A 12365-nucleotide genomic window follows, 5' to 3' on the forward strand; every position below is an offset into this window, starting at 1 on the left:
TTATTAAAACTTTTTTTGATTTCCGTTTCTTTGCTATCGTCTTTATTTATAAATCCACATCCACTAATAAAAATCGTTATTAATAAAAAACTGATGCATAAAAGTAACTTTTTCGAATGTTTCACATTTTCACATCTCTCTGTTTTTGAATTCTTTTTTTAATTATGGTATATACATATAAATATTGAGTTATAATGCAAATCTCTATTTCATATTATCAAACAATAAACACCCATTCATTTTAATTTGTTTTTGTATATTCTTGTTATGTTTATATAGTATAAGAACCACATAGTCATCTTTTTGTACAACTATGTGGTTCTTGTATTTGGATCTATGTAACTATCAACCTATTCAAGGTTAGAAGGAAATTTATTATCGTCTTTCAACTTCTCAGTTTGGGCCATAATTCTATTTCTAGGTAAAACATTATTATTGGCATTTTCTATTTCATAACTAATATTCGAAATTGAACTAGTTTCTTCTGAATAATTAGTCATACTTTTCGATTTTATTTTATATTCAGCTGAGCTCATATTTAATGACCCTCACTTGGTTTATAGTCTAAACTGTCAGAAAAATATATGTTCTTTTTAGGTTTTTCTATAAAAGTAAATTCAATATCTTTAGACCCAATAGAAGAACCTTTTAAGTCACCTGTACCTTTCAACAATAATTTAGGTGCTTGTTGGGTAGGAATATCATATCTCTTTCTTAATTGTTTTACATTGTAGTCACTATTTTCTAAATCATACTCTGCTGAATAGCTAGGAACTTTCGGATTGGTTGCTATATCTCCATTTTTATAATCTTTTAAAGAGTTAAAATTTGCATATTGAGCGAAGAATTTAAATTCATCTATTTCTCTCTTTATCTTACTATCTTCAATTTTTTTAATAGGGATTATTTTATTATTTTCCATTTTTACAGGGAATTTTTTTTGAGTATTTCGACTAACCCCTTTACTATCCGTAGATATTTTATTTATTATATAATTTCCTTTTGATGTCCTTGTATTTCGATTTACTTTCAAAATCATACCTCTCGTTACAAGATCATCACCTTTACGTTGTATAACCATTTCAGAATACAATATCCAGGTTCCTTTATCACCCTCATCAAATTCTTCATCTCGATAACCTTCTTTATCGTATAGGTCCTCAAGATTTTTGATAGGATACATACCTAATGTTTTCTCAAAACCCTTTTTAATTTTTTCTTCTTTATTATCTTCTTTTGTCATACTTCCACATCCACTAATAAAAACCGTTATTAATAAAAAACTGATGCATAAAAGTAACTTTTTCGAATGTTTCACATTTTCACATCTCTCTGTTTTTGAATTCTTTTCTAAAATCATGTTTTCTTCATATAAATATTAAGTTATAATTCAAATCTCTCTTTTATATTATCAAACAATAAACAGCCATTCATTTTAATTTGTTTTTTGTATATTATTGTTACGTTTATATAGTATAAAAACCACATAGTCATCTTTTTGTATAACTACGTGGTTCCTCAATTATATTTACTTATTATACGCTTCACCCTATCAGTAATATTGCTAAAAAGATATTCAATAATGTCATTTTATTACTTAGTAAAACCTTTTTCTTGTATACCTATCATAAATAAGGATTTGATTATGCTTCTCATAATAAATTCTTTAATAACATTAAAATTACTAGTGATTTACACTCACCTTTATGATTTTCATCACCATATTTCAATGTAATAATTGGTATTTTTCTTAGTTAAAGTTCATACCATGTTTTCTAGTGCAAAATACATTCTTCCAATAATTTTCTCTATTGATTATAGTGTTTGCTTTAGTCTTTGTATCAAAAATCTCTAAAATTGAATATTGAAAATTATTTATGATGTAATCTTTTCCTTTATCTAATTTAATTTCATTTAATAATTTATTACCACCTGTTAGATTTTCTATATTGGCATAGTCCGACCATCGTTGCCATATTCCATCTGTATTACCTGATGCTGATCCTATGTATAATTTGCCATTACTTAAGTCGGTTATAACATAAACACCTTTTACATTCATTAAAGCTTGTTTCCAACTAGGTTCATTTCTTGATATAATTTGTTGCATTTGTGGGTGGGATAACGTTACATTCTGATAACCAGGAAAATGTCCTAATTTAGTATTAGGCGCAATTTCATAAACTTCAGGTTCTAAAGTATCTTGAATATTTTTATATAATCTATTATATAAATCTCTACCTATAGGTTTTTTTAATTTAACGATAAGTCTTTTTCTGTATTCCTTATAATCATCCATTAAAGTTAATTCATAACCTACCTCATCAAAAACTTCAGGTTCAATCTTTTTGATTTTATATAATCCCCCAAAAATAAAATATTCTGGACCATATGGATAATATTGAGCAAAAGCTAGTAAGTAATCTGCATGATTCAAATTGTTATTTGGATGTTTCGTTTTCCATGCATTAATTTGTTCCCATTCAGTTTCATCTTCTTTAAAAAGTAAATCCCAAGCTTTTATTTCAGCATTTCCTGCATTCATATTAAATTTTATTTTAGTTTTATTTAAATCCGGTACTTTTATAAATTTGTTAAGTTCAATCATAATTTTTCTATCCCCTCATTTTTAAATATCATTAATTAGCCAATTTTTGATAATATATTTAATCCCCGTTTCTTTACACCTTATCTAAAGTTGAGGATATCTTTCACGTAAAATAGACTAACAGCCGACACAGCCCCCATGTGAAATTTTTATAGTCTTCATATACTACCTCATCTTTCGGAAAGTAACTTAATCATTAGTAAAATGTTTCGATATTAACCAATGAAATATCTAAAGTTATTATTTAAACAATTTACCTACACATCTTCCAGATACTTCAAATAAAGTAACTTTAATATTCTAAACAATATCAATTATAAAAATGGTACAACTGTTATAAAAATCTTGATTACAAATCTCTACTTAACACTATGAAAATAATCTTTCCAGAAATATATTTAATAAAAAATTACAAAATGGTAGAGATACCCATCTTCCTAAACTCATGTCTTGAGAACTAGGAATACCTGATAATATTGAGATACGTATGATAGTTTATCAAATCAAATATATTTTTTAATATTTGCTACTACGCTAAAAATACTCGTCCCCTTTTCTACGGGGGGTTATCAAATAATGAAGAAGCTATGAATAGCTTACCAACTGACAGCGAGTTCTCGTCCCCTTTTATGCGGGGGGTTATCGAATATCTAGATAAGGTATACGAGTACTGGTTAAACGGGGTTCTCGTCCCTTTTTCGGCGGGGTGGTTATCGAATCCATTTGAATTTGAAGCACCTGAGGAATTTGAATTTGTGTTCTCGTCCCCTTTTATGCGGGGTGGTTATCGAATAAATAAAAGCACCCAAAAGCGTAAAATGCTCAATCAAGTTCTCGTCCCCTTTTCGGCGGGGTGGTTATCGAATCATAGTTCTTTAAAGCCAATCACACCAATAGTTCGAAGACAAAATTTGCTGTCAAAAATAGTGACAAATCACCTTTACTATAGACGCTAAATGTCACATTTTTTGACAACTAAATTTTAACTATGTCTTAATTAAATTATACTATATTTTCCCATACCTAAGCTTGTTTTTATACCTGAACCTGAAAATTCGCCAAACTTTAATAAAAAATGAGTTAACTGTAGAAAAGGTAAGGGTCCTTTAATTTTAAATACTATTTCTCCTGTAAATGAAGGAATTTTAACTTTTTCCAAGTTAAAACGTGTACTTTTCAATTTGTAGTCAACAATATTAACATTCTTTTCTAGAAAATTTAATGTTTCTTTGTCGTACATTCTATATTCTTCAAAAAACGCGTCAAATTGTATCATAATACTTCTAAAAAAACGTTTAACATCAGGAAAAATCATGTAACTGTTCTGATATTTAAAAGACATAGGTGTTTGTATATTAAGACGTACATAACGACTTAGATCTTCTACTTGTAACAGTTGGTTCATCATGTTCTGAACATTTATCTTCTCAATTTGAAATGATTGAATGTCAATATTTGTTTGATAATATTTCAAAAGCAAACTATTTTTAGAACTAAATAGTTTAACAACCTCTTTAAATAAATTATCTGACATACATACAATTTCCCAAATGATTTTTTTATTTTTATGATATATTCTTTGTTTCAATGGGCTATAAGCAAATTCATGATGTAATTGGTCAGCAATATCATCAGATAGATAATCCATTAACACACCATGTAAAACACTTCCTAAATATTGAAACCGAATACTTTCTGGCAAGTCTAACTCTACTGTAATTTTATTTATCATAATAGCTCTTTAAATTCCTTATTTTTTTCTTCAAAATAATTATAGTCTTCTTCCTCTATCTCAGGAAATGAGATGTGTAACATATTCTTTATCGCTTCAACAGATAACATTATTTTCTTATAATTTTTATTTTTATCCAAATTTAATGTATCTAAATTATGGGCTATGGAATTTCTTAAACCATTTATATCGTTTACTGCATTGACTTCTTTTAATAGTTGAGAATTAGGTTCTAAAATTGTGAGTATATCAATGAATGCAGGAAGTCCCAAAATTCTTGAAACATCAAAATTTTGTTTTCTTTTTTCTAATAACAGATTATATTTATAAACAAAAGATAAATTATCTTCATCATTTAGATAAGGTTTACCATCTTTTTCAATTATTAAAGTAGGCCAATGAATCTCAATGTATGTTTTAAGTATAAACTCAGCAATAGATTTTACTCTAATTAACGTTTCAGCTACATCAAGACGATTATATCTCATATTTAACAGTAAATAATGAAATAGTGATTTTTTTAAAGCATCATCTCTGTACTTCTCATTAATTTCTGGAAAAACTTCATGTGTTTTAATTTGTTTTGTTAATGATAGTAGTTTTTTTCTTAATAATTTCCCATTGCGAAAAGATTTTTGATTACTTACTAAATTAAGAGCACCTTCATAATCATAATTATCTATTAAACCGAGAATTTGAGATCTAATCATTGCTTCTCTAAAGCTTAAAATGTTTATTTCTTTACAACGTTTTTCAGATTTCTTTTCTACTTCATTGACTATTTCAAATTCTTCTACTTTATCTTTAGGATTTGAATATTCGATACCTGCATTACTATCCTTAGTTGGCGTGCTCACTTGTACACACTTCTTATTTTCAGGATAGACGATATATTCTAAACATAATGTTGATTCCATTTGGGGTGTACCACTAGTGACATTCAAAATTATTTCACAATCTTCATAGCTATCTTCAATTATTTTTAAATACTTATGAAATTTCTCCTTGAAGACATCATAATCTTGAGCATTGTCTACATTTTCAATAATGATTTCTACTTCAGTATTTGGAGAAACAGTTTGGATAATTTTTTCCCATTCGTAAATTTTATGGCCTTTTCTATTTTCATTTCCTTCCCAAATAGTTCTAGTAAAATATAATACAACCTTATCTAAATTATAATGACGCACGATATGAAGCATCGCACCATCTCTATCATTTCTCCATGGATCTGAATTACCTATTGGACTAAATAATATTTTCATTATAGCACCTCATTATTTAACTCTTGAAAACTCACTTTACACATTCCTTGCTGATATGAAGTATGACGACTTTGATTAGTTGTTCCTTTTAAAGCAACTGGTACGTTAGAAGGTATTTCCTTCATTTTCCCATAAGTTCCTCGGAATTTTTTAGTTAAAATCTCAAAAGAATCTTGTTTAGCTTGTTTTCGATTTTTTAATTGATAGTGTGTTGTTTTACTAACAAATCCTGTCCCAGCACCTAAGAACAAAATATTCTGATTTAGGACATCTGGTATACCGCCCTCTAATGCAAATCGTCTTCCACCTTTTGTTTCTTTGAATCCGACTAACCATTTATCATAATAGTTTTTGTAAAAATCTTGGATACTTTGTTCAATTTCATTAATAGAATAAATTTCATCTTCAATTGTTAACTTAAATTTTATTTCGGTATTTACATCTATGCACTCTCTATATAAAGGCATTGATTTTTCACTTTTATTAATGTCTATTTTTTGATAAATCGCTAAATTACTTTCATCAATAGGTTTTGAATCGCTGACTTTAATTTTGCTATAAATGTCTTTGTTTTTTTCATTATTATATTTTGACACGAGAGTTGTTTTGATAGCACCTTTGATTGAACTACCTGGAAGATACACTTTATTTTGACCGTCTCTTACCATTAAGTGTAAATCATTTAGCGGTTTAGGACGTGTGTTACCATATTTCTTACCTTGATTGACCTTTTCAGAATAACTCACAAATGCTTCCCATTCACTTTGCTTAACATTTTGAGCGTCTAAATAGTCTTTAAGTCCATTTTCTCTTGGATTTTTTGGTGGGTATCTCAAAAAGTTTTGATATGTATAAAGTAAATTTTTTCTTTTTAAAAATTTAACTAGTTTATTTCCATTAATCATATAAACTTTAGAATTATAAAAGTCATAAATGTAATCTTGCTTCTTCATAACTTGACCACTACCAATATGAATTGGACCTAAAGTTTTAATAACGACTTCATAATTTTTTATTGTCATACTTATACCTCCAACCATAAAGGTTTTGCATAGCGATAGACTGGGTGTTTACCATTATGGCCAACATTAAAAATATCACCATTAAAGATATTTTTAAAAACTGAACCCGAAGAAAAGCTATAGAAATCACTTTTTTTAACTAGCATTTCAGAATAATTCGTTGATTGTACGAAACCAGAACGTTTAGTTAAAATGTATCTCGCCTCTTTTAAAGCACTCTCTATCTCTTCTTTTTTAGCCATTGCCGTTGATAAAAGAATAGAATGTTTTCCATTTTGATTCAGTAACTTAGATAGTTGTTGATTATTTATTATTTCATATTCAAATTGTCCGTATCCTGCATTACGTTTACCACCTAAACCTGAATACTGTAATGCAGTCATAATATTATTTAAATGGTCAAGCGTTTCTTCTGATCCTTTTGCAATAAAATATAAACCCGCTTCAGGTTCAAAAGTAAATGTTCCCACTGAATAAGGTTCACTATCAGCACTTGAATCAGTTTCTTGTGCTATTAATGAAACCTTTGTTTGTAGAGAAAAATACCCAATATTAAAAATATCATTTAAATCTGTCGCATCTTCAGCGCTTAACTCTCCATTTAAATATTGATTATAGTGATGAACCGGAACATATTTTAACTTTTTAAATGCTTTATGGTTATCTTCTTCTTTAGAGTCAATTTTTATCAAAGGTTTAGGAAGATAATAAAGCTCATTCTCATAAGGAAATGTATCACTAATGATTAAATCATTTAATAACCAATCGGTATCTTTACCCAATTGAAGTGTTTCAATAAATAAAGCACTAAACAAAGTATCAGCAGTGATTGTCATTTCACCATCTGACAACCGTTTTTTTCCAAAATGAACAGGAGTCTTAAAAGAAAGTTTAAATACTTTTGTTGCCAATGTCATTCACCTACTTAATTTTAAGATTTGTACTATCGTATTCTCCAACAACTGTCTCGATATTTGTATCTTTAAATTGAATACGTCCGTTACCTCTAGTTCCGCCGCCACCAAGATAGTCATTCTCTAATAAGTGAATCGCTTTTTCAATATTCTCAAAATCATCCTCAACTTGCGACTCTTCATCGACATTGTAAATAAATACAAAGTCAAACTCAGATCCTCTTGTTACTCTTTCAATTTGTCTTGGGTTTGCAACTGCAGTTAAACGATTAATTGTATTCTCAAATTTCGTTTCTGTATAGGCAATATCATTTTGCGCAAAATGCTCTTTTGTCTTTTCAGAAAAGAATGCATCAGAAATTTGTAGACGAGCTCTTTGGATATTTCCTTTTTCACTTGAGCCAAATAATCTTAATACACGTTCATCATCTTGGTTATGACTCTCTTGTTTCATTTTCAAGCCAAAATGTTTTGCTAATAAATTTCTCATTTTTCCTTTGATTGAACTGCCAGGTATGATAGGTAATTTGGTTTGCAAATCTCTAACTACAGGAGAATCAATTGCTCCAATCATACTAGATTCACCGCCTCCGCCGATGTGTAAACCAGTAACTACTTCAATTGTTCCTGAAATTTTAATTTTTGAATACATATTAATCCTCCTTTTGATAATATTTAGCGTATGCAACTAAAGCTTCAAAGTATTTACAATAATCTAAGAAAAATTTTTTTGATTCTTTTTTTATCACTCTATCAATAATTGGAAACATCAATGTTTTTTTTAAAAATTCATCAACGCTTTTTTCTCGTCCTGCTTCATAATAAAATTTAATTTTTAAATATTCTAATTCATCAATGAATTCTTCATTCAATTGATCCTCATTCGAATTAAATGCAATAGTATAAAGTCTATTTACCTGCTCCATTAAATTTCTTAACTTGCTTGTTGTAAGCCCGTTAAATAAAACTTGTTTTTCTTTGCCTTTTCTATCTTTAACATTTTTTACATTACTTTTTACGACCTCATGTGCAAAAGTCAAATCTATCGTTTTACCACTTTTAGTTTTAGCTAATATCATACTCAATCAGCCTCCCTTATTTGATAAATATAATACTCTAACGCTGTAATTAATTGATTTTTATCTTTGTCGTTTTGAGCCCAATTAAAAATTTTAGACGTAAAATCCTCATTCATCTTGCTTCTTGCTAATAAGTAAGCTAAACGAGCAATATTAATAGCTTCATTATTTCTCAGTAAAGCGAGCATTTTATAAATGAAGGCTTTCCCGTGTTCATCTGTTTGAGAAAACCCCTGTTGTAAAACGAGAAGTTTTTCTTCTAAGATATTCTTTTTAAACTCATCCCAGTTATATACTTTTTCTTGTAACCAAAGAGATATCTGATTTTTTTCACCAGTCTTAGCCGCTTCTTCAAGTCGTCCTGTCTCAAAAGCCATTTTAGAAACTGGGTACTTACCACTAAACATTCCAACCCCGGCAGACAATGTTAGTTTATCAAGAGTAAACTCTTTAAATTTGTCATTTATATAAATGCTTGCTTCTATAATGTCATCCCATGCACCGATTAAAAATAAATCGTCACCGCCTGAATATATAGCAGTAATTTGATAATTTTCTAATAAATGATTTAATTCGTATTTAAAAAATAATGATAATTGACGAGACAATGTAGCTGTTCTTGAAATTGAATTATATTTTTCTGGAATTCCAGATATAAATGTAGCACCGAGATTATCTATATCGGCACGTACCACGCCTAAACGCTTAACCCCTTCTTCTCTATCTACATAACTTCCAATACCTTTTTCTCTCATATCTTGATTTTGACTAGCATAGTCGTAATCACACATCCATAAATTTGTTGATATTCCTATGCCTATATATGGTTTATTTTTACTGTAAATACGAACTTGATTATTATTTTGTACTAACATTTCTGCCTCTTCATAATCAATAACCGATATAAATTTATTGAATGGCATTTTTAATTTTCCAGTTTCTGACAGTACAAAGAATGATTTATCTCTTAAATCATTTGATATATTAATAATTCCTTCACATATACTACATAGTCCATCATCATTAATATCTATGTCACTTCTTAAACATTCTTTACATTCCCGATCTCCATACGAATGAAAATGATTTAATTTTAATATATCTTCCGCGGAATATTTATGCGCTTTAATATCAGAAAGTTTGCTGCTAACATTACGCCAAATAGTTCTATAATTACCACTTGTATTCATTAAATCATCGCCACTACATTTTTCAAAAGCCATTGATAATGAAAGATCTGTAGTAAATTCTGACATAAACCATTTTTTTAATTCATTATTAAATTGAGTTATTTTTTTCTTCACTTTATCAGTATTAGACACTAATAAATAAGCATGGCCACCACCTGTATACAAAAGATTTGCTCGTGCTAATTCTAATCTTTCTAATAATTGATCAACGATTACTTCAAGCATGAGTTCTAAATAAAAACTACGAGATCTTAGACTCTTTAATGCTTTAGAACCGCTTATATTGTAAATAAAATCTTGAATACCACTCATATCCATACTAAGTAGTAAAAAAGCTTCTTTTTGATAAAATGATTTGGTATTTTCATACTTTGAGAACAATTCATCTTTGTAATTATGTATGTTATTTTCATTTAAATAATCAAATATACAACTGGCGATGGCACATGTAATACGACTATGATCATAAAGAGAAATATCAATTAATTGGTTTTTATTTGTCGAACTAGGTACATATTGCCATAGACTTTCCGTCCATTGTAATAATGAAGGAAATGTACCTTCTTTAATACTTAATTTGTGCTCTAAATCATGACTCATATCTTTCATTAATGTTGTATAATTTCCACTTGAATATTGAATGTTTTCAGTTTTAGGATATTCAATATTACTTTCATTAGAAAATTTAAACTTCCCGTTTGTTTGTTTCAATTTTTCAGAATTCACAATATTAAACACACTATATAGCGGTGTATATTTATCAAAATTAAATAGTTGTTTTTCGTATTCTTCATCGCCTTCTTCTATAATATCTCTTCTATCAATACCACTCGCAATATTATCCGCAATATAGGTAATATAAGCTGTATTATCATTATCTAAATTAGCTTTTGCGAGTTCTTTGTAATGATGATAAGCAACGTTATCAAGCACTTCGTTGTCTTTAAATTCTGAAAATTGGGACAAAAATTGATGACCTAATTTTGAATGCGTACCTCTTGAAAATGTATGATCACCACTTCGATATATAATTTTCCCTATATCATGTAATAAAGAGCCATACATTAATATATTTTTTTTATTCATTTTAACCTCCATTTATATAAAGATTAGTTTTGGTTCTTTGTTGACAGCAAGCTTTACTTCTTTTCCTAATATAGTAATCTGATTACTATTCACTTCATCAGGCAATATGTATAAGGTAATACTTCCAGTATCAGGTATTTCCTGCTTTAATATTTCTAAGATTTTATCTTTCTTTTGAACATTACTGACATATCTCTCGTATAAACTAAATTGCTTCATACTAAATCCAAGTTCTATTAATCTAAGACGATATTTACTAGCAATTCGACGTTCTAGTTTAGTATCTCGAGGTAAATCAAAACTAACTAACAAATACATTAGTTTCCCACCTCTATCATCTTAGGTAGTAATAAATAAGTAGGTGTATTTTCTTCATAACATCTAATTAGCGATTGAATAACTATCTTCACACTATCAAGTAATCGCACTACTTTTTTATCTATAATGCACCTTTCATACAAAACATTTAATAATAATTTCTTTTCGTTTATATCAAATGTATCAATATTTTTCTTAAAAACTATCTCGTACACTATATTATCTACAAAAGGACGAAAAACTTCAATGATATCATCTGCTAAATTAAATGGATTTTCTTTTGACTGATGTTTAATACCTAGGCTCATTTCAAATCCATGAATAGCTAACTCTTTGTTGATAAAAGATCTGAGAATTGAATAACCATAATTCAATCCTGAATTGATAACATCATTATAGCGTCCACGTTTAAATTATTTGCCAAATAAATCTTTAAAATAAATACGAGTAGCATGTGCTTCTTTATTACTTTTGTCTCCTGAACTCACTTCTTTTGCAAAACCTAACATCAGCTTAACATTTTCATTATGTAAATTATTTTCAAGACATCGTGTTTGGTTAAAAATTTTATTTATAACAATCTTTTTCCAAATTCTATCTTTTGTTCTTCCCGATAACTGAAATTGACTTTGAATTCTTTTAAGACGATTAACCATGCCATATGAAGAAATGAGCTGTGTAACTGGAGAATGCTTTTTGTCACAAAATATAATCGCAATATCATTCTCTATACATTTAATTACCAATTTATGTGAAAAATAGCTTTTATAATGATCAAAAATAATAGCTTCAATTTCTTCAAACAAATAAAATTTTTCACTTTTATCTATGACATTTCTAAATTTAATGCTATTTTCCTTCGCAGTAACAAAGTAATGATTTTCTACATAAATAACATCTTTCATTTTTCCATCCCCTAGAAATTAATCAATGCGTATTTTATTCAAAATCTACAATTTTTTAGAGTGTTGTTAGATTTACACTCTGCCCCCTTTTCTTCGGGGTGGCTATCGATCAGAGAATCAAGAAAAAATGTTCACGACCGTACTAGTTCTCGTCCCCTTTTCTTCGGGGTGGGTATCGATCAAAAAATTATTATGTATTAGAAAATGGATTTATTGGTTCTCGTCCCCTTTTCTTCGGGGTGGGTA

At 28.6% G+C, this 12365-nt stretch carries 11 protein-coding genes and 2 pseudogenes; all 13 read right to left on the bottom strand.

Annotated elements, in window-relative coordinates; all coding sequences use genetic code 11:
• Positions 1-125: pseudogene (locus tag HMPREF3241_RS13220) on the bottom strand (Csa1 family protein); the annotation flags it as partial.
• Between the two features lie 225 nt (positions 126-350).
• The gene (locus tag HMPREF3241_RS09210; RefSeq protein WP_002486029.1) at positions 351-536 is read right to left on the bottom strand and encodes a hypothetical protein; all 186 of its coding nucleotides are present in this window, start codon (positions 534-536) and stop codon (positions 351-353) included.
• A gap of 2 nt (positions 537-538) precedes the next feature.
• Complete coding sequence (locus tag HMPREF3241_RS09215; RefSeq protein ID WP_010959364.1) at positions 539-1318, bottom strand: tandem-type lipoprotein; 780 nt, start codon at positions 1316-1318, stop codon at positions 539-541.
• Positions 1319-1750: 432 nt separating this feature from the next.
• Positions 1751-2608, bottom strand: a complete 858-nt coding sequence (locus tag HMPREF3241_RS09220) for a GIY-YIG nuclease family protein (RefSeq protein ID WP_002486039.1) — start codon at positions 2606-2608, stop codon at positions 1751-1753.
• Positions 2609-3605: 997 nt separating this feature from the next.
• Positions 3606-4340: a CRISPR-associated endoribonuclease Cas6 gene (cas6, locus tag HMPREF3241_RS09225; protein WP_002486027.1), complete on the bottom strand. Its 735-nt coding sequence runs from the start codon at positions 4338-4340 to the stop codon at positions 3606-3608.
• The gene (gene csm6, locus HMPREF3241_RS09230) at positions 4337-5605 is read right to left on the bottom strand and encodes a type III-A CRISPR-associated CARF protein Csm6 (RefSeq protein WP_002486034.1); all 1269 of its coding nucleotides are present in this window, start codon (positions 5603-5605) and stop codon (positions 4337-4339) included. The genes cas6 and csm6 overlap by 4 nt, the downstream gene beginning before the upstream one ends.
• The gene (gene csm5, locus HMPREF3241_RS09235) at positions 5605-6627 is read right to left on the bottom strand and encodes a type III-A CRISPR-associated RAMP protein Csm5 (protein ID WP_002486031.1); all 1023 of its coding nucleotides are present in this window, start codon (positions 6625-6627) and stop codon (positions 5605-5607) included. The genes csm6 and csm5 overlap by 1 nt, the downstream gene beginning before the upstream one ends.
• 2 nt (positions 6628-6629) lie before the next feature.
• Positions 6630-7538 carry a type III-A CRISPR-associated RAMP protein Csm4 gene (gene csm4, locus HMPREF3241_RS09240; RefSeq protein ID WP_002486041.1) on the bottom strand — a complete coding sequence of 303 codons (909 nt, stop codon included), beginning with the start codon at positions 7536-7538 and terminating at the stop codon, positions 6630-6632.
• Positions 7539-7548: 10 nt separating this feature from the next.
• The gene (gene csm3 / locus HMPREF3241_RS09245; protein WP_002486018.1) at positions 7549-8193 is read right to left on the bottom strand and encodes a type III-A CRISPR-associated RAMP protein Csm3; all 645 of its coding nucleotides are present in this window, start codon (positions 8191-8193) and stop codon (positions 7549-7551) included.
• Position 8194: 1 nt separating this feature from the next.
• Positions 8195-8620 carry a type III-A CRISPR-associated protein Csm2 gene (gene csm2, locus HMPREF3241_RS09250; RefSeq protein ID WP_002486044.1) on the bottom strand — a complete coding sequence of 142 codons (426 nt, stop codon included), beginning with the start codon at positions 8618-8620 and terminating at the stop codon, positions 8195-8197.
• 2 nt (positions 8621-8622) lie between these two features.
• Positions 8623-10896, bottom strand: a complete 2274-nt coding sequence (cas10, locus tag HMPREF3241_RS09255; RefSeq protein WP_002486045.1) for a type III-A CRISPR-associated protein Cas10/Csm1 — start codon at positions 10894-10896, stop codon at positions 8623-8625.
• A 12-nt stretch (positions 10897-10908) separates the two neighbouring features.
• A complete protein-coding gene (gene cas2, locus HMPREF3241_RS09260; RefSeq protein WP_002469399.1) occupies positions 10909-11214 on the bottom strand; it encodes a CRISPR-associated endonuclease Cas2 in 306 nt (101 codons plus the stop codon).
• Positions 11214-12119: pseudogene (cas1, locus tag HMPREF3241_RS09265) on the bottom strand (type II CRISPR-associated endonuclease Cas1). The gene cas2 and the pseudogene cas1 overlap by 1 nt, the downstream one beginning before the upstream one ends.
• Positions 12120-12365: the final 246 nt, after the last annotated feature.

Origin of the sequence: Staphylococcus sp. HMSC34G04 (genome assembly GCF_001838765.1) — a bacterium.
GTDB classification, from domain to species: Bacteria; Bacillota; Bacilli; order Staphylococcales; family Staphylococcaceae; genus Staphylococcus; species Staphylococcus epidermidis.

Coding starts and splice junctions, on each gene's coding strand:
- HMPREF3241_RS09220 (WP_002486039.1), bottom strand. CDS start 2,608: ATGATTGAACTTAACAAATTTATAAAAGTACCGGATTTAAATAAAACT.
- csm2 (WP_002486044.1), bottom strand. CDS start 8,620: ATGATATTAGCTAAAACTAAAAGTGGTAAAACGATAGATTTGACTTTT.
- HMPREF3241_RS09210 (WP_002486029.1), bottom strand. CDS start 536: ATGAGCTCAGCTGAATATAAAATAAAATCGAAAAGTATGACTAATTAT.
- cas6 (WP_002486027.1), bottom strand. CDS start 4,340: ATGATAAATAAAATTACAGTAGAGTTAGACTTGCCAGAAAGTATTCGG.
- csm3 (WP_002486018.1), bottom strand. CDS start 8,193: ATGTATTCAAAAATTAAAATTTCAGGAACAATTGAAGTAGTTACTGGT.
- csm6 (WP_002486034.1), bottom strand. CDS start 5,605: ATGAAAATATTATTTAGTCCAATAGGTAATTCAGATCCATGGAGAAAT.
- csm5 (WP_002486031.1), bottom strand. CDS start 6,627: ATGACAATAAAAAATTATGAAGTCGTTATTAAAACTTTAGGTCCAATT.
- cas10 (WP_002486045.1), bottom strand. CDS start 10,896: ATGAATAAAAAAAATATATTAATGTATGGCTCTTTATTACATGATATA.
- cas2 (WP_002469399.1), bottom strand. CDS start 11,214: ATGTATTTGTTAGTTAGTTTTGATTTACCTCGAGATACTAAACTAGAA.